The following is a 21,902-nucleotide window of genomic DNA, read 5'->3' on the forward strand; positions in this document are numbered from 1 at the left end:
ATTTTACACAAAATGTTTCTTTTTTTATAATGAAAACAAGGGGAGAGATGAAAATGTTTTCAAATAAAGAATTAAGAAGTATGATCATTACTTTGTTTTTTGAACAATTACTGGTTATGCTTGTTGGAATTGTTGATACTTTTGTTGTAAGTAGCTGTGGGGAAGCGGCTGTTTCGGGAGTATCACTAGTTAACCAATTTAATACAATTTTTATCTATTTATTTACAGCACTTGCTTCAGGAGGAGCAATCGTTGTCAGTCAATATATTGGTAATAAAGATGAAAAAAGAACGGTTTTATCATCAAGTCAGTTATTGATGTTTTCCATTGTTTTTTCAATTGTTTTATCAATTCTTGTATTGATTTTTAATAAACAACTTTTAGGATTACTATTTGGTAAAGTTGAATCAGATGTTATGAAGGCGTGTGTAACTTATTTACGTATTTCAGCATATTCTTATCCAGCACTTGCTATTTATAATGCAGGAGCCGCTTTATATCGTTCAATGGCCAAAACCAAAGTAACAATGTATATTTCATTTGCTGCAAATATTATCAATGTTGTGGGAAATATTATCGGTGTTTATGTTTTAAAAGCAGGAGTTGCAGGGGTTGCGTATCCTTCACTTATTTCACGTGTTTTTTCAGCAATCATTATCACAGTTTTATGTTTTAATAAAAAATTGAAAGCTTACTATGATTCAAAAGATATTTTTAGATTTGATGGAAAGATGCTCAAACGTATTTTAAATATAGCAATTCCTAATGGGGTCGAAAATGGAATTTTCCAACTTGTTAAAGTGGCTTTAAGTTCAATTGTGGCGATGTTTGGAACCTATCAAATTGCAGCTAATGGTGTTGCACAAAGTATTTGGTCATTAGCGGCACTTGTGGGTTCAGCAATGGGACCAGTCTTTATTACCGTTATTGGACAATGCATGGGTGCAAAAGATGTAGATCAAGCAAAATTCTATTTTTCAAAACTTATTAAATGGTCGCTTGTTTTTTCGATTGTATGGAATTTGCTTGTTTTAGCAATTACACCATTTATCCTACAATTTTATAATCTTGCAGATGAAACAAAACATTTGATTATTATTCTTGTTATTATTCATAATATTGCCAATACGGTAGTTTTCCCGCTTTCTGGACCTTTATCTCAAGGATTAAGAGCAACTGGAGATGTCAAATTTACGATGATTGTTTCTATTGCTTCAACTGTTGGTGGAAGACTTGTCTTATCTATTATTCTTGCTTTAGGACTTCATTTAGGTGTTATTGGTATTGCCCTTGCGATGTGTGGAGATTGGACAATTCGAGCAATTATTTTCTATTATCGTTATAAATCAAATGCTTGGACAAAATTTGAAGTTATTTAAAAACAGGATTTTATGGTATAATGTTTTCAAGCTAAGAAAGGAGTATTTTTATGGCAATTGATATTAAAGAAATACTTGCAAATGGTTTGTTAGACTTATGCCACAAAAAAGACTTATCTCAAGTAACAGTTAAAGATCTCTTGGAAACAACAGGAGTTAGTAGACAAACATTTTATAATCATTTCCTAGATAAAAATGATTTAATTCAATATATTTACAATCATAAAATTATCAATCATTTTAATGGACAAAATACAAATCTTGATTTCTATGAGTCACTTATCGAATCTTTTGAACATATGAAACAATATCAAACCTTTTTAAAACAGGCTTGCTTAATGGATGGACAAAATTGTTTAAAGGAATACATTCCTAAACATTGTGAGGAATTTGATTTAAAATGGCATCAACAACTTTATGGTGAAAAACTAATGCCAGACGCCTTAAAATTTGCAACGATATATCATGCGAATGCTTCAAGTGCAATGACTTTGTCATGGATTTTATCGGATATGAAAGTCCCTGTAGAAGAAATGGCAAAAATGATTACCCAAATGCGAGGGCTTGGAATGGATGATTTATTTCAAGGAAGTGATTGTACAACAAATCCTTATAAAATTGACAAATAGTCTTTTTTGTCAATTTGTTGACAGAGTAATTTAATTATAAATTACTCTTTTTTTTTTAGCGTATTACAATAAGAGTGAAAGAAGGGAAATGTATGAAAAAGACACTTTATTTAATGAGACATGGACAAACCTTATTTAATTTACAACATAAGATTCAAGGATGGTGTGATTCGCCACTTACAAAATTAGGAATCAAACAAGCGAAAGTTGCGGGAAAATGGTTTAAAGATCACGATATTACTTTTGATCATGCTTATTCAAGTACAAGTGAAAGATGTTGTGATACATTAGAACTTGTGACAGATATGCCTTATGTACGTACTAAAGGTTTAAAAGAAAACTATTATGGAGAGTTAGAAGGAGAAAGTGAAAGATTAAATTCTCATTTAACACCTAAAGATTGTGAAACATTCTATTTACAATATAAAGGAGAATCCTCTAATACGACAAGAGACCGTATGGTAAAAACTTTAACAGAAATTATGAATAAAGAAGACCATCATAGTGTTTTAGCCGTGAGTCACAGTGGGGCTTGTTTTAACTTTTTAAGAGCTTTCCAAGATCCTATGGAAGAATTAAAAAAAGGATTTGGAAACTGTTGTATTTTTATTTATGAATTCGATAATGGAACATTTACATTAAAAGATGTAATTAGACATCAAATCTAGGAGGAAATATGGAATACGTTAATTTAGGTAATACAGATATTAAAGTTTCAAAAGTATGTTTAGGATGTATGGGCTTTGGTGATCCACAAGCAGGAATGCATTCTTGGACACTTCCTTATGAAGAATCCAAAAAAATCATTAAACATGCCCTTGATCAAGGAATCAACTTTTTTGATACAGCAATGGGTTATCAAGGTGGAACATCAGAAGAATATTTAGGACGTGCAATTAAAGAATTTTCAAAAAGAGAAGATGTTGTTATTGCGACTAAATTTATGCCACGTAGCCAAGTACAAATTGACCAAGGAGTCAGTGCTCGAGAACATATTGAAACATGTTTAAATAATAGTCTAAAAAGGTTACAAATGGATTATGTAGATCTTTATATTCTTCATCGATGGGACAATGTAACATCCATTAAAGAAACAATGGAAATCTTAAATGATCTTGTTAAATCAAAAAAAGTAAGAGCCATTGGTGTTTCTAACTGTTTTGCTTGGCAAATTGCTTGGGCTAATGAAATTGCCAAAAACAATGGATGGGCAACTTTCCAATCAATTCAAGGACATTACAATCTTATTTTTAGAGAAGAAGAAAGAGAAATGAAACCTTATTGTGATTTAATGGGGGTTTCGATGACACCATACAGTTCACTTGCTTCTGGAAGACTTTCTAGACATCCAGGAGAAACATCTAAAAGATTAAAAGAAGATGCCTATGCTAAAGGAAAATATGATGAAAGTGAAAAAGAAGATCTTGTTATCATTCAAAGAGTTGAAGAACTTGCCAAAAAAAGAAATTGTTCAATGTCAGAAATTTCTTTAGCTTGGTTGATGTCTAAAGTAACTTCACCCGTTGTTGGTGCAACTAAATTAAGTCATATTGATACAGCTTGTAAGGCTTGTGATTTAAAATTAACAGTTGAGGAAATGAAATATTTAGAAGAATGTTATAAACCACATCCATTAGTGGGTGTCATGAAAGAAAATAATCAATAAAAACAAGAAAGATTCTTTTCTTGTTTTTTATTTTTTGTTATATTATAAAAGATGAACAAGAAAGAGAGTAGATAATATGGGTATTGTAGTAATTGGTGCAGTTTTTGTAGATATTAAAGGATTTCCACTAGATGCATATATTCCAACTGGAAGAAATGCAGGACATATTAAATATATTCATGGTGGTGTAAGTAGAAATGTGGTAGAAGATATAGCAAACATTGAATTACGTCCAACATTTTTATCAATTGTTGATGATAGTGCTTTGGGAGAAGATGTTATTCGTAAATTACAAAGACATAAAGTTAATACAGAATATGTTCAAAAAATTCCTGAGGGAATGGGAACATGGCTAGCTGTATTTGATAATGATGGTGATTTGGCAGGTTCTATTTCTCAACGTCCAAATTTAATGCCAATTTTGGATTTAATTAATGAAAAGGGCGATGAAATATTCAAAGATTGTGATTCAATTGTTTTAGAAGCTGATATTGATCCTGAAATTATAAAAACTGTTTTAGATTATTCAAAAAAATATAACAAAAAAGTATTTGGTGTTATTTCGAATATGACACTTGCAGTTGATAGAAGAGACTTATTACAACAATTTGATTGTTTGGTATGCAATGAATTAGAGGCAGGTATTTTCTTTGCTGAAAATTATAGTAAAAAAAGTCCAAAAGATTTATGTGAAATCATTTATCAAAAAGTTTCTGCAGGAGCTATTAAATCAATGGTTGTTACAATGGGAAGCAAAGGAAGTATTTATGCCGATCATTTAGGAAATAAAGGAATCTGTCCTGCTAAAAAAGTAACTGTTAGAGATACAACAGGTGCTGGTGATGCTTTTTGTGCAGGGTTAACAATAGGACTTACTTATAGAAAAGATCTTTCTGATGCAGTTGAAATTGGAACAAAATTAGCAGCTTCTGTTATTACATCATCAGAAAATGTATGTCCACGTTTTTTACCACGTGAATTGGGATTGGATATGGATGTATCTGATTGTTAAAAATATCCTAAAGGATTAGGATATTTTTTTTGACAGTCTATAAATAAAGTTATAGAATATGTGCAAGTAGGTGAATTTTATGGATTTAAAGAAAATAAAAATAACAAAACAAGCTAAAATATGTTTGAGTCTCCTTATAGCCATTATCATGCTTCTTTTTATCATTATTATTTTGTATAATGATAAATTTTATCCAAATACCTCAATAGGTGGAATAGATGTTTCAAATATGACTTTGTCAGAAGCTAAAAATGCTGTTCAAACGGATTTGAAAAATCATGTTCTTGTTATTAAAGGTAGAAATAATGCAAAATATGAATTAAGAGGCGCGGATATTGATTTGAATGCTAATTATGAAAAACAAGTAGAAGATTGCTTTAAAAAGACACATGGATTATTTTCGTTTTATAAAATAATTTCAGGTGAAGATTTTGATGTAAATTTTGATGTTTCTTATAATAAAGAGGCCTTTAAAAATAATCTTTCTCAATCATTTTTAATAACAGGAGATAATTATACAATTACAGCACCAGTAGATGCACATGTGGAATATGATAAGGTTGCTAAAAGTGGTAAAATTATTAAAGAAAAACAAGGAAATCAATTAGATCAAGATAAGTTTTATAGTTATGTTGAAAAGTCTATTCAACAATTAAAGACAAAAGTCAATTTAGATAAGGCAAATGTTTATTTAAAACCAAAATATGTACAAACTGATAAAGAGGTACTAAATGAGCTAAGCCAGTATAATAATTACTTATGTCGTTGGGTTCGTTTTGATATGGGTGAAAAACACTATGAAACAATTTCCCCTAAAGAAATTAAAGATTGGATAGTTATTGGTGATGATGCTTCTGTTTCAATTGATCAAGAAAAAATGGCACAATGGGTTGAAAAATTCTGTTTGAAATACAAAACAGTAGGAAAAACAAGAAAATTCAAGTCACATACTGGTGAAGTATTAGAAGTATCTGGTGGAGATTATGGATGGCAAATTGATTATAGTCAAACTGTTGATCAAGTTTATAAAGCGTTGACAGAAAATAATACGCAAAGTGATGTAGATGCATATGTAAAAAATAAAAGTAATACAAACAAGAAAAAATTACTTAAGAAGTTAGAACCTATTTATAAAAATAAAGCTTACAAAATGAACTTTGAAAATCCAACAGAAGATTATAATACTCAAACATATAGTGAAGTAGATATTTCAGAGCAAATGGTTTATGTCTTCCAAAATGGACAAGTTGTTTATAGTGCAAAATGTGTAACAGGACTTCCAAGTGATGCAACACGTTCTACTAAAACAGGATGCTGGTATATAAAAGATAAAAAACTCGAATATACTTTAACAGGTGCGGATTATACAACACCAACTAAATATTGGGTTCGTATTACATGGACTGGAACAGGATATCATTATATGAATCGAAGTGATTGGGATAAATGGTCGCCTGAATTATATAAAACAAGAGGTTCTCATGGATGTGTTAATTTACAATTAGAAGATGTTAAAAATATTTACAATCTTGTTTCTATGAGAGACATGGTATTTATACATGATTAGAAACCATCGAAAGATGGTTTTTTAATTTGCAAATGAATTGCATATTTATTGACATAATAAAAGAGGAATGCTAGAATCTAGTAAAATGCAAATGAATTGCAAATTAGAGGTGGTAATATGCGTTATAAAACGAAAACTTTTCAATTGATTGAAAATTACTTGAAAACGTGTTGTGATAAATGCTTTCGAGCACATGATGTTTACGATTATATCGTAGCAAATGAAATGAAAGTAAATATCTCAACTGTTTATAGGAATTTAGAACAGTTTGTTGAAGCAGGACAATTAATTAAATATAAATCGGGGAATAATGATGTTTGGATGTATCGTCTCAATCAACAGTTTAGTCAATGTCATGAACATCTTCATTTACAATGTAAAGAATGTGGGAAAATTATTCATATAAAAAAAGAATCGATGGATTCTATCATCGCAATGCTAGAAAAAGATTATAAATTCTTTTTAGACTGTGATATTTCTACTATTGGTGGTTTATGCAAAACATGTAAGATGAAAAAGGAGTTAAAATGAACAAATTATTAAAATACACATTTATGTTATTATGCTGTTTTTTGCTGATGGGATGTTTACCTTTAGATAAAGAAACAGATAAAAAAAGTATTGTTTGTACAACGTATGCCCAATATAATTGGTTACAAGAAATTATTGGGGAGAATAATTCAACATTTGAACTTACTTTACTTATTAAAGATGGAGCTGATTTACATAGTTATCAGCCAACAATTCAAGATTTAGCAAAGGTATCATCTGCTGACTTATTTGTATATGTTGGTGGAGAATCCGAACAATGGGTAAGTGATGCGTTAAAAGAAGCAAAAAATAAAAATATGTTAGTTGTTGATATGATGGATGTTTTAAAAGAGAGAATCAAGGAAGAAGAACATGTGGAAGGAATGAAAGAAGATCACGACGAAAATGAAGATGAAAGTGAATATGATGAACATGTTTGGCTTTCACTTATTAATGCACATGAAGTGGTTCGCTATCTATCAAATGAAGTACAAAAATTAGATGATGTCCACAAAAAAACATATGAAGAAAATACGATACGCTATTTAAATGATATTGATGATTTAAATCATCAATATGAACAAGTGGTAGAAAATGCCACTACTAAAACATTACTTTTTGCAGATCGTTTTCCATTTAGATATTTACTGGATGATTATGATCTTAATTATTATGCAGCTTTTCCTGGATGTTCTGCAGATGTCGAAGCAAGTTTTTATACGATTACTTTTCTAGCAAATAAAATAGATCAATTGGATTTAAAAAGTATTTTTGTTATTGATCAAACAAATTTAAAAATTGCACAAACAGTTAAAGATAATACAAAAAAGAAAAATCAAAAAATCATGTATTTAGATTCTTTACAGTCAGTTGATGATCAGAAAATCAAGGATGGTTATAGTTATTTAAAGGCAATGAAATATAATTTAAAAGTGCTTAAAAAGGCATTATAAAATAAGGAGATATTATGTCATATATAAAGGTAGAAGATTTATCATTGGGATATGATAGTGAAATTGTTTGTTCAAATATAAATTTTGAAATTAATAAAAATGACTATTTATGTATTATAGGAGAAAATGGGGCAGGGAAAAGTACCTTGATCAAGACAATTTTAGATTTAAAAGAAAAAAAAGCAGGTAAGATTTTATTTTCTGAAAATTTAAAAAAATCAGAAATAGGGTATCTTCCTCAACAAACAGTTGTTCAAAAAGATTTTCCAGCCACTGTCTATGAAGTTGTTTTATCAGGTATGTTGTCACAATTAAAATATCGCCCTTTTTATACAAAAAAAGAAAAAAAACATGCAAAACAAGAAATGGAAAAATTGGGAATTACGCATTTACAAAATAAAAGTTATCGCCAGTTATCTGGTGGACAACAACAACGTGTTTTATTAGCAAGAGCTTTATGTGCTTCAGATAAAATTATATTATTAGATGAACCAGTAACTGGTTTGGATCCTCAGGTTACACAAGAATTTTATGGCTTATTAAAATCATTAAATGAACAAGGAATGACTATTGTCATGGTTTCTCATGACTTATCTGTATTAAAATATGCAACACATGTTTTATATTTAAAGAAAAAAGTTCCCATTTTTATGGAAAAAGAAATGTTTATTGAAAGGTATGGAAAGGAGATTTATAATGACTAATTTTATTGCAACATTACAATATTATTTTTCTTATCCTTTTGTACAGTATGCTTTAATTGTTGGAGTTTTAATTGCTTTATGTTCTTCATTATTAGGAGTAACACTTGTTTTAAAACGTTTTTCATTTATTGGGGATGGTCTTTCACATGTTGCCTTTGGGGCAATGGCTGTGGCGACGGTTTTACAGTTTACATCACAAACTTTATTTATCATGATTGTTACAGTTATTGCAGCTATTTTTCTTTTAAGGACGGGGCAAAATACTAAAATAAAAGGAGATTCGGCTATTGCTATGCTATCTGTAGGGGCTTTAGCTATCGGTTATTTAGTAATGAACATTTTTTCAACTTCAGCTAATGTTTCTGGAGATGTTTGTTCAACGCTTTTTGGGTCAACAACAATTTTAACTTTGACACATTTTGAAGTAGTCGTTTGTATTGTTATGTCGTTGCTTGTTGTGTTGTTTTATGTTTTATTTTATAATCGAATCTTTGCAGTTACTTTTGATGAAGAATTTATGAAGGCAACGGGCAAAAAAGTAGAATTATATAATTTGATTATTGCTGTTTTAACAGCCGTAATTATTGTTCTTGCGATGAATTTAGTAGGTTCATTATTAATTACAGCTTTACTTATTTTTCCAGCTTTGTCAGCAATGAAAATAATGAATAGTTTTAAAGGAGTCGTTATTTATTCTGCAATTTTATCAGTTATTGGAGCATTTGTAGGAATTATATTATCAATATTGTTTTCAACTCCTGTTGGAGCAACTGTAGTTTTTATTAATATTATGATCTTTATTATTAATTGGATAATTTCAATATTTAAATAAGTGATTGAAAATCCTTTCTTTTCAAAAAGAAAGGATTTTGTTAAAATATACGAGGTGATTATAAATGGATGGAATATTATTAATAAATAAACCTGCAGGCTATACAAGCCATGATATTGTAGGAATAGTAAGAAAAAAATTACATACAAAAAAAGTAGGACATTGTGGAACATTAGATCCTGATGCAACGGGTGTACTTGTTGTATGTGTCAATAAAGCAACAAAAGCAATTCAATTTTTGATGAGCGATACAAAAGTATACAGGGCAACTTTATCACTAGGGAAAAGTACAGATACATATGATGCCAGTGGAAAAATATTAGAAGAAAAAGAAGTTGGACAAATATCAAAAGCACAAGTTATTGATGTTTTAAATTCATTTTTAGGAAAATCTAAGCAAAAACCGCCAATTTATTCAGCAATTAAAGTAAATGGTAAAAAGCTTTATGAGTATGCAAGAAATGGTGAAAAAGTAGAAATTAAAGAACGTGATATAGAGATTATGATGATTGAATTAATTGATTTTTCAAATAATGAGATTGTTTTCGATGTCAAATGTTCTAAAGGAACCTATATTCGTTCTTTATGTGTTGATATTGCTAAAAAACTAGGGTATCCAGGACATATGTCTCATCTAGAAAGAAGACAGGCAGGGCGCTTTTTAATTACTGATTGTATTACTTTAGAACAGTTAGAAAATGATGATTATTCTTTACATTCAATAGATGACGCTTTGTGTGGTTTTCCTCAATTAAAATTAGATGATCCAACGCCAGTTTATCATGGTAAACAAATTAAAAGTGATTTGACTGGTCAAGTAGCGATTTATGATAATCAGAGTCATTTATTAGCCATTTACGAAAGTACGGGACAAGGCTATTTGAAAAATGTTAGAGGTCTATGGTGATGGAAATCATTCATTTGTCAGTTGATACTCCCATGCAAGTTCATGATTCTGTTTGTGCACTAGGCTTTTTTGATGGTGTTCATTTAGGACATCAACAACTTTTAAAAGAGGTTGAACATATTGCTAAAGAAAAGGAACTAAAAAAAGCAATAATGACATTTTCTGTACATCCTAAACAAATTTTAGAAAATAATAATTATCATTATTTGATGTCATTATCTGAAAAAATAAATATTTTAAAACAATGGCAATTTGACTATTTTTATATTATTGATTTTGATCAAACTGTTGCAAATTTAAAACCCAATACTTTTTTACAAAATTATATTATAAATCATCAAATAAAACATGTTGTATGTGGTTTTGATTTTCATTTTGGAAAAAAAGGAATGGGCGATGTACATGTTTTACAAGAAAATAAATCATTTGATGTAACTGTCATAGAAGAGTACAGTGAGGATGCATTAAAAGTATCTTCATCGTACATAAAGAAGTTGTTAAATGAAGGAAATATTGAAAAAGCAAATCATTTATTGACACGATTTTATCGTGTCTCTGGACAAGTTATTTATGGTTTGCAAAATGGGAGAAAGATTGGTTTTCCTACGGCCAATATTGATTATGGACACTATGTTGTTTTAAAAAAAGGTGTTTATGGGGTCTATATAACTATTAAAGGAAAGCAATATAAAGGAATGGCTAATATTGGTTATAATCCTACAGTAGGGCTTATTGATAACTTATCTTTAGAAGTCAATATTTTTGATTTTGATCAAGATATTTATGGTGAAGATGTGGATGTGGATTTTGTGTTTAGGGTAAGAGATGAAAAGAAATTTAAATCTTTAAATCATTTAAAAGAACAATTACAAAAAGATAAAAAACATATTGATCAATTTCTGGATTAATATGTTTTTCTTTTGTCTAAAATATAAGAGGTGAAGAAAATTGCTTTATATTCATTTATTTCTAGCAAATTTAATATGGGGATTAAATGTGATTGTTACAAAATTAAATTATGATTCTTTTCATCCTCTTTTTTTAGCAATGTTAAAGATACTTTTTTCTGTATTAGCGTTGCTGTTTTATATTTATTATAAAAAAATTTCTTTTGAAAAAGTATCTATAAAAAAATTAATAGTGCAAACAAATTTAATTAATGTTATTAATTTTTTGTTGACATATTATGGTATGCAATATGTAGAAGGGACGATGACAGCAACGATTAATTGTTTAGCACCAGTTATGATGTTTATTGTATCTGTTTCTTTGTGCAAATGGAATTGGAAAATTCTGATCTCATTTATGATAAGTTTTTTAGGATTTTTAATAGCCATTCATTTTCGACTTTTTAATATAGGAAAGGGAATCTTTTTTTTAATAACGGCATTGTTTATTTACAATTTTGGTAATTATCGATTAAAAGATATTACACATAATCCATTCATTTATAACTTATATATGTTATTAATAGCTTTTTTTGAATTTATTGTTATTTTGTTGTTTCAAAAGAATGATTTATTTAAAACAGTAAACACTTTTTCTTTATGGTTATTTATTTTAACTTCTGGAATTGGATATGCCTATATTCAATGTGTTTATTTTTTATCAATTCATTCAATAGGTCCTTTAAAAACAAGTTTTTTTATGGCATTTAGTCCTGCTTTTACCTATTTTTTCTCTTTGATTTTATTAAAAGAAAAATTTGATTTTTTTGTTTTAATTGGATTTCTAGTGATTTTTACAGCTTCGTTTTATTTTATCTCAAAGAAAGAAAATTAGATTTAGACAAGTATATGACTTCATGATATACTTATATGTAGAAATGTGATTAAAAGAGGTTGTTAACATGAAATATTTGAATGAAATTATAAATGTATTAGGAATGAAAACAATTATTATTATTTCGGTAAGTATTTTAGTTTTGATATTGATTATTTTGACATATCGCTTGTTAAAATTAAAACATTATCGTAATGAAATTGTTGATTTAGAAAATAAAATGAATGCAATTAAATCCTTACCTATTCAATATCGACTAGGAAGGGTAAAAGGAATTGCTAAAAATATGCCAGAATTGCAAGAAAAATATGAAACTTATGATGCAAAATTTGCTGAATTAACAGATCTTCAAAATGATGAAATCATTCCGCTTGTTAATGATATTGATGAAGCACTTTATTATCGAAAATTACGAGGTGTTCAAAAAAAGATGAACTCTTTAGAGGAAAAAGTGATTCATTATGCAAAGGAATCAAAACAACTTTTAAAAGATATAGAAGTTATTACAGAAATTGAAAATATTCAAAGATTAGAAATTATCAAAGTTAAAGAAAAATATCGTGCTACAAATGATAACTATGCACAGATTCGTTTTAAAGTTGAGGACTACGTTCCTAAAGTACAAGATGTATTTCATGATATTGATGAACGCTTTGTTGAATTAGAAAATTATATGAATAATCAACAATTTGAAGAAGCTAAGACATATACAGAAGATATTTCAAAATATATCGATGCTTTAGATCAACAGTTAAGTGATTTACCTACATATATTTCTGTTGTTCGTCAATATTTACCAAAACGCTTAAATGAACTAAAGTCAATTATGCAAGATATGCAAGAAAAAGATTTTTCTGTTGAAAGAATGAATGCTACGATCCGTATTTCTAAGATTGATAATGATTTACACGAGACAGAAAAAAATATAAAGAATTTAAAATTGGAAAACGTTGGACAAAATATAGAAGTCATGACGGATGAGTTAAATCTATTGTATTCTGATTTTGAAAAAGAAAAGAATGCATATGCACTCTACGAAGAAAAACGAAATGAATGTTATAAATTCGTTAATAAGATAGAAAGTGGACTTTTAGAGGCTAAAGAAAGTATTCATGAGTTAGAAAAAAACTATATTTTAGATGATTATACGATTACAATAGAAGATGATTATAATCAATTTCAATCAATTGTTGATGATTTAGCGGAAATTACAAAGATTATTGAAACTAAGGATTTTTCTTATATAGAAATGATTGATGATTTTTCAAGAATTGTTGAACAAAGTAAACCATATAATGATTCTTTGATTAAACATATTGAATTAGCAGAAACATTACGTATTCAAGAAAAGAGAGCTTTGGATGAGTTAGACAATATTAATATTGTTTTATTAGAAATTAAATCTGAAATTAGAAATAAACATTTACCAATGATTAGTGAATCTTATCAAGATTATATTGATGACTCTTATCAAAAAGCAGATTCCATCTTAAATTTTATTAGAAAAAGACCAATTGATTTAAAGAGTTTATCACTTCAAGTAGATGCTGCAAGAGATGTTATTTATAAATTGTATGATAATGTGCATAATTTGATTGTTACTGCTGAAATGGTAGAGGATGCAATTGTTTTTGGAAATAGATATCGTTCTTCATTTTTAGAAGTTAATACAGAGCTTACAAAAGCGGAATTACTTTATAGAAATGGGGAATATACTAAAGCATTATCAACAGCTGTTGATATTATTGAAAAAATAAAACCGGATTCTTATGAAATGTTGGTTAATAAAAAAAGTCCTAAGGCTGAATAGGACTTTTTTCATGAGGGTCATATGTTATCGAAAATTGAATAAAAATAAAATATGGAGGGAAATATGGTATATCTAGATTATGCTGCGACAACACCTTATAATAAGGATGTTTTAAAAACATATACACAATTGTTAGAAAAATATTTTTATAATGCTGATAGTATTTATAGCCAAGGAATTGAAGTGAATCGCTTATTAGAAAAATCGAGAGGTTTACTTGCTAAAATGTTAGATGTTGATGAAGAAGAAATGATTTTTACAAGTTGTGGAAGTGAAGCAAACAATATGGCTATTAAAGGAATTGCTTTTCAATATCAAAATAGAGGGAAACATATTATCACAACTTCGATAGAACATTCTTCAGTGTATGAAACATGTAAAGAATTAGAAGAAGTATTTGGATTTGAAGTAACTTATTTACCTGTTGATCATACGGGACATATTCAAATTGATGATTTAAAGAAAAGTCTTCGAAATGATACGATTTTAGTGAGTGTCATGTGTATTAATAATGAAGTTGGATCTATTCAACCCATTGAGGAAATAAAAAATGTACTCAAAGATCATCCGCTTGTTAAGTTTCATGTTGATATGGTGCAAGCTTTAGGTAAGATAAAGATAGATTTAAAAGGTATCGACTGTGCATCGTTTTCTGCACATAAAATAAATGGTTTAAAGGGGAGCGGATTGCTTTTTAAAAGAAAATCTACTACTTTAGTACCACTTATTAATGGAGGACAGCAAGAGTTTGGTTTACGTGGAGGAACTAGTAATGCTTGTACGTATATTGTTCTTGCTAAAACTTTAAGATTAGCATTAGAAAATTTTGATCAAAAAGAAAAATATGTTTCGAAATTAAGTAAATATTTAATAAAAGAATTACAGACAATTCCAGATGTTATTATTAACACTGGGGGTAAAGTGTCAAGTCATATTGTTAATTTTTCATGTATTGGTTATAAACCAGAAGTTATTTTGCATGCTTTGGAGGAAAAAGATATTCTTATTTCTACAAGAAGTGCGTGTAGTTCTAAAACAAGTGATGTTTCTAGGGTGATGCAACAATTGCATTTGCCTGATGAAGTTGCAAAAAGTGCTTTGAGAGTAAGTATAAGTGATTTGACAAAAGAAGAAGAAATTGATAAATTTATTTATTGTTTGAAAGAAGTATTAGATTCAATAAAAAAACAGAGGTAAGATATGGAAGCAAATTATATTGTCGTTCGTTTTGGAGAACTTACAACAAAAGGTAAAAATAGAAAATTATTTACACAAAAATTATTAAAAAACACAAAAGAAATTCTTTTTGAATTTCCACAATTACAATATCAATTACAATATGATCGTTTATACATTTATCTAAATGGTGCAAATCATTTGTTAGTCAATGAAAAATTAAAAACAGTTTTTGGTATTCATTCTTTTTCAAATGCCTATAAATTTGAAAAAGATCTAGATGTTGTTAAAGATGCAATTGCTAAAATGATCAACGAAGATACCAAAACAACATTTAAAATCAACACAAAACGTAGTGATAAAACATTTCCTAAAAAGTCACAAGACATTAATAGAGAAATTGCAGGACATGTTTTTCATCATGTAGATAGACAGTTAAAAGTAGATGTTCATCATCCAGAAATGTTGGTTACAGTTGAGATTAGACATGACGCTATTTACGTTATGACAAATATTATCAAAGGTGCAGGTGGATATCCTGTTGGTATTGGTGGAAAGGCATTGTTAATGTTATCGGGTGGAATTGATTCTCCTGTAGCAGGATACTTAACTTTAAAACGTGGTGTCGATATTGAATGTGTTCACTTTGCAGCGCCACCATACACAAATGAATTTGCTAGAGAAAAAGTTTTTGATTTAGTAGATAAATTAAGACATTATACACATGGTCAAATTACAGTTCATGTTGTTAATTTTACAAAATTACAACTTGCAGTTTATGATCATTGTGATGAAAGTTATGCCATGACAGTTATGCGTAGAATGATGTATCGTATTGGAGAAAAACTTGCTATAAAAAATCATTGTTTAGCACTTGTTAACGGTGAAAGTATTGGACAAGTGGCTTCACAAACATTAGATAGTATGAATGTAATCAATCAAGTTATTTCAATTCCGGTATTAAGACCTGTGTTATGTCTTGATAAATTAGAAATTATTGATATTGCTCAAAAAATAGATACTTATGATATTTCTATTAGACCACATGAGGATTGTTGTACAATTTTCACACCTAAAGCACCTGCTACAAAACCAAAAAGTTATAAGGCTGAAGCTTTTGAAGTAACTTTTGATTATGAAACATATGTTAATGAATGTGTAGAAAATGTTGAAACAATTGTTGTTGATGCAAATTATAAAAATGATGAAGATATTTTTTAAAAAAAGCGTATAGTTTTTTATTCCTGATGCAAAATAAAAGTGTCAGGAGGTGACACAACATGGCACAAAGTAATAATAGCAATAGATTAGTTGTACCAGGAGCTCAAAATGCGATCGACCAAATGAAATATGAAATTGCAAATGAATTTGGTGTTAATTTAGGTCCTGATACAACTGCTAGAGCGAATGGCTCTGTTGGTGGAGAAATTACTAAAAGATTAGTTAAAATGGGACAAGAACAAATGTCTCGTTCTTCATATAATAACAAATAGTAATATGAGAATAGTTTTCTTAATAAAAGAGGACTATTCTTTTTTTACGAGCATTGAAAGAGCTTACATTTTTTAGATAATTTCACTTAGAAATATTGTTTTTGTGTACTAAATTATGTACAATATAGTTATATTGCTAGGAGGTAAATTATGGTAAAAGTAATGGCGGTAAACGCAGGAAGTTCCTCTTTAAAATTCCAATTGATCAATATGCCAAGTGAAGAAGTTATCACTTTGGGATTAGTTGAAAGAATTGGACAAGAAGTTGGAAATTTTGTAATTAAAGTAAATGGAGAAAAAATACAAACACAAACACCAATTCCTGATCATCAAGTGGCAGTTGACTTGTTATTAAATGCTCTTGTTGATCATCATATTGTTGAAAGTTTGGAAGAAATAGATGCAGTGGGACATCGTGTTGTACATGGAGGAGAAGATTTTGATGATTCTGTAGTCGTTGACGAAGAAGCAGTAAAAAAAGTTGCAGATTTAGCAGAGTTAGCTCCTTTACATAATCCAGCAAATATCATTGGTTATAAAGCATTTAAAGAAGCTTTGCCTGATCATGTAGGATATGTTTTTGTTTTTGATACGGCATTCCATCAAACATTAGATAAAGAAAGATATTTATATCCTTTACCACTTGAATATTATACAGATTTAAAAGTAAGAAAATATGGAGCACATGGGACAAGTCATAAATATGTTTCTCAACAAGCTATTGAAATGTTAGGAAATCCTAAAGAATCAAGAATTATCGTTTGTCATTTAGGAAATGGAGCAAGTGTTTCAGCTGTTCAAGATGGTAAATGTATTGATACATCTATGGGATTTACACCACTTGCAGGTGTAATGATGGGAACACGTTCTGGAGATGTTGATCCTTCAGTTATGCCTTATTTATGTAAAAAATTAAATAAAACAGCAGATGAAGTTTTAGAAATCTATAATAAAAAATCTGGAATGTTAGGAATTTCAGGCATTTCTTCTGATTCTAGAGATATTGAAAATGCCTTATTTAACGAAGGAAATGAACGTGCTTTATTAACTGGTTTATTATATGCACGTATTGTTTCAAAATATATTGGACAATATTACGCTGAATTAGGTGGTTGTGACGCTATTTGCTTTACAGCGGGAGTTGGTGAAAACGCTGCTTATTTAAGACGTTTAATTATTGACAATGTCTCAAGAGCATTTGGTGTTTTCTTAGATGAAGAGCTCAACAGCATTAGAAGTGATGAAAATCGTGTGATTTCACATCAGTATTCTCAAATTAAAGTGATGGTCATTCCAACAAATGAAGAAGTCATGATTGCAAGAGATACAGTTCGTTTGTTAGATTTATAAACCTGTGCAAACAGGTTTTTTCTTTGTCTAAGGTATGTTATTATAAAATAGGGTGAAAATTATGATAGAAAAGATTTTAAATAAAATAGAAGAATATGAATGTATTTGTTTATATCGTCATGTTAATCCGGATTATGATGCTTTTGGGAGTCAATTTGGAATGTATGATTTAATTCAAAATACTTTTGAAAATAAAGAAGTCTATTTTGCAGGTGATTTTTCTTCTGATTTAGTGGCTAAATATCAATTTAATGGAGAAATAAATGAACCGAATTTTGAAAAACCAACTTTAGGAATTGTTTTAGATACAGCTAATCAAGAAAGAATTGATGGTAATATTAGTTTATGTAAAGAAATTATAAAAATTGATCACCATATTGTTGTTGATTCTTATGGAAATTTAAATTTAGAAGATAGTACAGCTTCTTCATGTAGTCAAATAGTGGCTTTGTTTTTAAAAAATAAACGTGTAAAACTTTCAAGCTTTGGAGCTGCGGCTCTTTATATGGGAATTATAGGGGATACAAATAGATTTATGTATTCAGCTACTGATGAGCGTACTTTTGAAGCGGCAATGTATTTATATAATTATGATTTTGATATGCAAGCACTTTATGAAAGAATGTATATGAAACATGTGAAAGATTTAAAAGTGAATGCTTTTATCCTAAATCATTATATTGAAGATGAGGGTGTTGCTTACTATGTTTTAAAAGATGAAGATTTAAAACATTTAAATATTTCAAGAGAAAGAGGCTCTGATTTTGTTAATTTATTAAGTTCAGTTGATGAATATAAAGTATGGTTAGCTATAACAGAAAATACAAAAGATCATAATTGGCGTGTTTCAATGAGATCGAGACATATTCCTGTTAATAAAATTGCGAATAAATATCGAGGTGGCGGACATGCGTTTGCTTCGGGGGCAACACTTTTATCTTTAGATGAATTACCTTTATTATTAAATGATATCAAGGAGAGAATAAATGAATGATTTTATACAAAGTATCATTGACGAAATAAAAAGACATTTTTCTTCATCTAAAATACAAACAACTAAAAAATGGAGCTATTTAATTCCATTGATTGTCATTTGTCTTTTAGGTATTATAGGAGAGTATGTTTTATTACTACCAATTCATTATCAATCTCAAACATTTATTTTCCATTTGATTTTTTTAATTGTTATCTTTGTTATTTTACATGCGATATTATTAGGTACATTTGATAAAACATCTAAATATTTAATGTTTGTAGTCGTTGCCTTATTTGTTTATATAGGTGTTGGTTCGGTATATAGTTTGCCTATTTTTCATGCAAAAACATATCAAAATCAATTACAATTAAATAAAAAAGCTGATTTTTATAAAGATAATGAGACGATTTCTTATCAATCAATTCCTGTTGTAGATCGTGAAAGTGCTATTAAACTAGGTGATCGAAAAATGGGACAAATGATAGATTATGTTTCACAGTTTGAAGTAGATGAATCTTATGAACAAATTAATTATCAAGATACTCCTTATCGAGTTACACCATTAGAATATAGTGATTTAATTAAATGGATAACAAATCGAAAAGAAGGCTTACCAGCTTATGTTAAAGTGAATATGGTAAGTCAAGAATCTGAAGTTGTTGAATTGAAAGAAGGCATGAAATATTCAAAATCTGAACATTTTGGTAGAAATATTAATCGTCATTTAAGGATGAATTATCCTACGAAAATGTTTGAAGAATTAGCTTTTGAAATTAACGATGAAGGTATTCCTTATTGGATTGCTCCTGTATTTGAATATAAAATAGGTCCCTTTGGTGGAAAAGATATTGTAGGAGCAGTTTTAGTAAATGCTGTTGATGGTAAGCATAAATATTATGATATTAAAGATATTCCTAATTGGGTAGATCGTGTTTATCCAGCAGAGTTAGTTATTCAACAGTTAGAAAATTATGGAAAATATACACATGGTTATATTAATTCTGTTTTCTCACAAAAAGGTGTGTTACAATCAACGGATGGATATAATTATATTGTTATTGATGATGATGTTTATTTGTACACAGGTCTTACAAGTGTTTCTAAAGATGCAAGTAATGTTGGATTTGCATTAATTAATTTACGTACAAAAGAAGGCAAATATTATCATATTTCTGGAGCAGAAGAATATTCAGCAATGTCTTCGGCAGAAGGAAAGGTACAAAACTTAAAATATAAAGCAACATTTCCAATTTTAGTCAATGCAGGAGGAGAGCCTACTTATTTCCTTTCTTTAAAAGATAGTAGTAATCTTGTTAAGATGTATGCTTTTGTCAGTGTTAAAAATTATCAAATTGTAGCAACAGGAAGTAGTGTATCTGAGGCTGAAAAAGCTTATTATGAGGTTTTATCTCAAAATGGTAAAAGTCATGAAGAATTTGAAGAAAATACTTTAACTGGCAAAATTTCTTCAATTAATAGTGCTGTTAAAGAAGGCAATAGTGTCTATTATTTTAAACTAGAGGGTGATGATCATATTTATATTGCGGATCTGTCCCTTTCTAATTCGTTACCGCTTGTACAAGCTGGCGATGAAGTTGAAATTCAATTTATTTCGAATGAACATCAAAGTGTGGTTATTAGTCAATTTAAAGCTAAATAATTTAAAATAGGAATACGAGTTATTCCTATTTTTTGTAATTTTATGAAATAATTATAATAAATAGAAAAAAAAGAGTGTATTTTTTATAAATATTTATTATAATGATAAAGCATTTTAAGATAAGGGAGAGGTTTAAATAATGATTCAATTTTTCAAAAAAAATATCGAATCTAATAAAAAACTAAGAACATTTGAAATAATTGTTTTATGTTTACTTGTTTTTACTTCAATTGGTTCAGTTTTTTATGGTTTGATGCAAATTCATAAAGACGTAGGAGATCTGCAATATGTTCAATCTGTCATGATGGATAGAGATAAAGATGAAGAAGATTATGATTCGGATAACAAAGTTTGTGATGTCATTTATCGAAAAGGTAATCAAAAACTTGTGGTATCTTATGATTATGAAGATTATGTTAAATTAAATAAAAATTCAATCAAAGCATATGAATTCAAAACAGAAAATGGACAAAATCTTTATTTTGATCATAAAGATGTAAGTCGTCAAGAAGCAAGTCATACTTATAAAGAAATGATGGCAGAAGAAACATTATCTGTTTTCAATTTAGCGAGTGCAACATTTATTTTAATGTTATCTGTTGCGATTATGATGTTATTCTCTAAACAATTTACAACATATGAAAAATCATGGTTTATCTCAATTATGGTGTTAGCTACGATTTTATCTGTGTTATTCCCAGAAGATAGTGCCAATGGTGTAAACGGTATTATCATTATGATTCTTTATTTATTAGATACATTCTTAAATATTTTATGTGAACTACTGATATCTAAACAATCAAGGTATAATTTCTTGGTTTCTGTCTTGGTAGAAATTGTGGAAATTGTTTCTTGTGTTGTTTTAATGTATCGTTTTGCAACAATGGCAACAACTTTATTTTTCTGGTTACCTATTGATATTATTAGTTATATTAACTGGTCTAAACATCGCGATGATGAAGAAGATGAACTTACAATGGTAAGAAAATTAAAAGGATATCAAGAAGTTTTAGTTATTATTGGTATTATTGTTTGGACAGTTGTTGTAGGTTATTTTATTAGTGGTTTAGATATCGCTACTGATTTTTATAACAATAAAACATTAGAAACAGCTATTATTTATATTGACGCTTGTGCATCAGCAGTTGGAATCGCCAACGGTCTCTTTATTTTCTTTAGATTAAGAGAACAATGGATTGCTTGGTATATATGTGCATTTTTAGAAGCAGTTATTAACATAATGTCAGGACAATATGTTTTACTTCCTTTAAAACTGGGTTATTTTACAAATACAACTTATGGATATATTAAATGGAGTAGATATATCAAAGAACATCAAAATAAAGAAAAAGTATCTTTGTTTTAAAAAATTAATTTAAAATAAAATATTTTCAAAGTACTAAGAGTTTTTCAGGAGTACTTGAGAATGTTGATTGAAACTGTTACAATAGGATGTGTAAAAAATTATTAATAGG

At 28.7% G+C, this 21,902-nt stretch carries 21 protein-coding genes; all 21 read left to right on the forward strand.

The annotated features are described in order from the left end of the window. The first annotated feature begins 53 nt into the window (after nt 1-53). The 21 genes from LJD32_RS01755 (at nt 54) to pnuC (ending at nt 21,793) form a co-directional block, all read left to right on the forward strand. Nucleotides 54-1,379 carry an MATE family efflux transporter gene (locus tag LJD32_RS01755; protein ID WP_227391633.1) on the forward strand — a complete coding sequence of 442 codons (1,326 nt, stop codon included), beginning with the start codon at nt 54-56 and terminating at the stop codon, nt 1,377-1,379. Nucleotides 1,380-1,429: 50 nt separating this feature from the next. Then, nucleotides 1,430-2,008: a TetR/AcrR family transcriptional regulator C-terminal domain-containing protein gene (locus LJD32_RS01760; protein ID WP_147580225.1), complete on the forward strand. Its 579-nt coding sequence runs from the start codon at nt 1,430-1,432 to the stop codon at nt 2,006-2,008. Nucleotides 2,009-2,100: 92 nt separating this feature from the next. Next, nucleotides 2,101-2,676 (forward strand): histidine phosphatase family protein, encoded by a 576-nt coding sequence (locus LJD32_RS01765; RefSeq protein ID WP_227391634.1) that lies wholly within the window; start codon nt 2,101-2,103, stop codon nt 2,674-2,676. A gap of 8 nt (nt 2,677-2,684) precedes the next feature. Continuing rightward, nucleotides 2,685-3,674, forward strand: a complete 990-nt coding sequence (locus LJD32_RS01770) for an aldo/keto reductase (protein ID WP_227391635.1) — start codon at nt 2,685-2,687, stop codon at nt 3,672-3,674. Nucleotides 3,675-3,750: 76 nt separating this feature from the next. Continuing rightward, nucleotides 3,751-4,686 carry a carbohydrate kinase family protein gene (locus LJD32_RS01775; RefSeq protein WP_032090122.1) on the forward strand — a complete coding sequence of 312 codons (936 nt, stop codon included), beginning with the start codon at nt 3,751-3,753 and terminating at the stop codon, nt 4,684-4,686. Between the two features lie 79 nt (nt 4,687-4,765). Continuing rightward, the gene (locus LJD32_RS01780; RefSeq protein ID WP_032090121.1) at nt 4,766-6,253 is read left to right on the forward strand and encodes a L,D-transpeptidase family protein; all 1,488 of its coding nucleotides are present in this window, start codon (nt 4,766-4,768) and stop codon (nt 6,251-6,253) included. 117 nt (nt 6,254-6,370) lie between these two features. After that, complete coding sequence (locus LJD32_RS01785; protein WP_227391636.1) at nt 6,371-6,784, forward strand: Fur family transcriptional regulator; 414 nt, start codon at nt 6,371-6,373, stop codon at nt 6,782-6,784. Next, entirely contained in the window at nt 6,781-7,737 is a 957-nt protein-coding gene (locus LJD32_RS01790; protein ID WP_052010865.1) for a metal ABC transporter substrate-binding protein, read from the forward strand. Before LJD32_RS01785 ends, LJD32_RS01790 begins: the two co-directional genes overlap by 4 nt. 14 nt (nt 7,738-7,751) lie before the next feature. Beyond that, nucleotides 7,752-8,441, forward strand: a complete 690-nt coding sequence (locus tag LJD32_RS01795; protein ID WP_022001488.1) for a metal ABC transporter ATP-binding protein — start codon at nt 7,752-7,754, stop codon at nt 8,439-8,441. After that, complete coding sequence (locus LJD32_RS01800; RefSeq protein WP_032090119.1) at nt 8,434-9,273, forward strand: metal ABC transporter permease; 840 nt, start codon at nt 8,434-8,436, stop codon at nt 9,271-9,273. The genes LJD32_RS01795 and LJD32_RS01800 overlap by 8 nt, the downstream gene beginning before the upstream one ends. Before the next feature lie 64 nt (nt 9,274-9,337). Then, nucleotides 9,338-10,180 (forward strand): tRNA pseudouridine(55) synthase TruB, encoded by an 843-nt coding sequence (gene truB, locus LJD32_RS01805; protein ID WP_227391637.1) that lies wholly within the window; start codon nt 9,338-9,340, stop codon nt 10,178-10,180. Then, nucleotides 10,180-11,088 (forward strand): riboflavin biosynthesis protein RibF, encoded by a 909-nt coding sequence (gene ribF, locus LJD32_RS01810; RefSeq protein WP_227391638.1) that lies wholly within the window; start codon nt 10,180-10,182, stop codon nt 11,086-11,088. Before truB ends, ribF begins: the two co-directional genes overlap by 1 nt. Before the next feature lie 40 nt (nt 11,089-11,128). Then, nucleotides 11,129-11,962, forward strand: a complete 834-nt coding sequence (locus LJD32_RS01815) for a DMT family transporter (protein WP_227391639.1) — start codon at nt 11,129-11,131, stop codon at nt 11,960-11,962. A 67-nt stretch (nt 11,963-12,029) separates the two neighbouring features. Further along, complete coding sequence (locus LJD32_RS01820; RefSeq protein ID WP_227391640.1) at nt 12,030-13,772, forward strand: septation ring formation regulator EzrA; 1,743 nt, start codon at nt 12,030-12,032, stop codon at nt 13,770-13,772. Nucleotides 13,773-13,835: 63 nt separating this feature from the next. After that, on the forward strand, nt 13,836-14,969 hold the full coding sequence (locus LJD32_RS01825) for a cysteine desulfurase family protein (RefSeq protein WP_227391641.1): 1,134 nt from the start codon (nt 13,836-13,838) through the stop codon (nt 14,967-14,969). Between the two features lie 3 nt (nt 14,970-14,972). Further along, nucleotides 14,973-16,169, forward strand: coding sequence for a tRNA uracil 4-sulfurtransferase ThiI (gene thiI, locus LJD32_RS01830; protein WP_119363426.1), 1,197 nt, complete (start codon nt 14,973-14,975; stop codon nt 16,167-16,169). Between the two features lie 59 nt (nt 16,170-16,228). After that, on the forward strand, nt 16,229-16,441 hold the full coding sequence (locus tag LJD32_RS01835) for an alpha/beta-type small acid-soluble spore protein (RefSeq protein ID WP_022001496.1): 213 nt from the start codon (nt 16,229-16,231) through the stop codon (nt 16,439-16,441). A gap of 150 nt (nt 16,442-16,591) precedes the next feature. Next, on the forward strand, nt 16,592-17,791 hold the full coding sequence (locus LJD32_RS01840) for an acetate/propionate family kinase (RefSeq protein WP_227403794.1): 1,200 nt from the start codon (nt 16,592-16,594) through the stop codon (nt 17,789-17,791). Nucleotides 17,792-17,852: 61 nt separating this feature from the next. Further along, the gene (locus LJD32_RS01845) at nt 17,853-18,785 is read left to right on the forward strand and encodes a DHH family phosphoesterase (protein WP_227391642.1); all 933 of its coding nucleotides are present in this window, start codon (nt 17,853-17,855) and stop codon (nt 18,783-18,785) included. Further along, the gene (locus LJD32_RS01850) at nt 18,778-20,427 is read left to right on the forward strand and encodes a CPBP family intramembrane glutamic endopeptidase (RefSeq protein ID WP_032090111.1); all 1,650 of its coding nucleotides are present in this window, start codon (nt 18,778-18,780) and stop codon (nt 20,425-20,427) included. Before LJD32_RS01845 ends, LJD32_RS01850 begins: the two co-directional genes overlap by 8 nt. Nucleotides 20,428-20,566: 139 nt before the next feature. Then, nucleotides 20,567-21,793: a nicotinamide riboside transporter PnuC gene (pnuC, locus tag LJD32_RS01855; RefSeq protein ID WP_227391643.1), complete on the forward strand. Its 1,227-nt coding sequence runs from the start codon at nt 20,567-20,569 to the stop codon at nt 21,791-21,793. Nucleotides 21,794-21,902: the final 109 nt, after the last annotated feature.

This window comes from Faecalibacillus sp. TM498 (genome assembly GCF_020589955.1).
Classification (GTDB): Bacteria; Bacillota_I; Bacilli_A; order Erysipelotrichales; family Coprobacillaceae; genus Faecalibacillus; species Faecalibacillus intestinalis.

Bases quoted from the DNA above. Each gene is read 5' to 3' on its own strand.
- LJD32_RS01820 (WP_227391640.1), top strand. From the start codon at position 12,030: ATGAAATATTTGAATGAAATTATAAATGTATTAGGAATGAAAACAATT.
- LJD32_RS01770 (WP_227391635.1), top strand. From the start codon at position 2,685: ATGGAATACGTTAATTTAGGTAATACAGATATTAAAGTTTCAAAAGTA.
- LJD32_RS01780 (WP_032090121.1), top strand. From the start codon at position 4,766: ATGGATTTAAAGAAAATAAAAATAACAAAACAAGCTAAAATATGTTTG.
- LJD32_RS01840 (WP_227403794.1), top strand. From the start codon at position 16,592: ATGGTAAAAGTAATGGCGGTAAACGCAGGAAGTTCCTCTTTAAAATTC.
- LJD32_RS01850 (WP_032090111.1), top strand. From the start codon at position 18,778: ATGAATGATTTTATACAAAGTATCATTGACGAAATAAAAAGACATTTT.
- LJD32_RS01825 (WP_227391641.1), top strand. From the start codon at position 13,836: ATGGTATATCTAGATTATGCTGCGACAACACCTTATAATAAGGATGTT.
- LJD32_RS01765 (WP_227391634.1), top strand. From the start codon at position 2,101: ATGAAAAAGACACTTTATTTAATGAGACATGGACAAACCTTATTTAAT.
- thiI (WP_119363426.1), top strand. From the start codon at position 14,973: ATGGAAGCAAATTATATTGTCGTTCGTTTTGGAGAACTTACAACAAAA.
- truB (WP_227391637.1), top strand. From the start codon at position 9,338: ATGGATGGAATATTATTAATAAATAAACCTGCAGGCTATACAAGCCAT.
- ribF (WP_227391638.1), top strand. From the start codon at position 10,180: ATGGAAATCATTCATTTGTCAGTTGATACTCCCATGCAAGTTCATGAT.
- LJD32_RS01775 (WP_032090122.1), top strand. From the start codon at position 3,751: ATGGGTATTGTAGTAATTGGTGCAGTTTTTGTAGATATTAAAGGATTT.
- LJD32_RS01785 (WP_227391636.1), top strand. From the start codon at position 6,371: ATGCGTTATAAAACGAAAACTTTTCAATTGATTGAAAATTACTTGAAA.
- LJD32_RS01835 (WP_022001496.1), top strand. From the start codon at position 16,229: ATGGCACAAAGTAATAATAGCAATAGATTAGTTGTACCAGGAGCTCAA.
- LJD32_RS01845 (WP_227391642.1), top strand. From the start codon at position 17,853: ATGATAGAAAAGATTTTAAATAAAATAGAAGAATATGAATGTATTTGT.
- pnuC (WP_227391643.1), top strand. From the start codon at position 20,567: ATGATTCAATTTTTCAAAAAAAATATCGAATCTAATAAAAAACTAAGA.
- LJD32_RS01795 (WP_022001488.1), top strand. From the start codon at position 7,752: ATGTCATATATAAAGGTAGAAGATTTATCATTGGGATATGATAGTGAA.
- LJD32_RS01790 (WP_052010865.1), top strand. From the start codon at position 6,781: ATGAACAAATTATTAAAATACACATTTATGTTATTATGCTGTTTTTTG.
- LJD32_RS01755 (WP_227391633.1), top strand. From the start codon at position 54: ATGTTTTCAAATAAAGAATTAAGAAGTATGATCATTACTTTGTTTTTT.
- LJD32_RS01760 (WP_147580225.1), top strand. From the start codon at position 1,430: ATGGCAATTGATATTAAAGAAATACTTGCAAATGGTTTGTTAGACTTA.
- LJD32_RS01800 (WP_032090119.1), top strand. From the start codon at position 8,434: ATGACTAATTTTATTGCAACATTACAATATTATTTTTCTTATCCTTTT.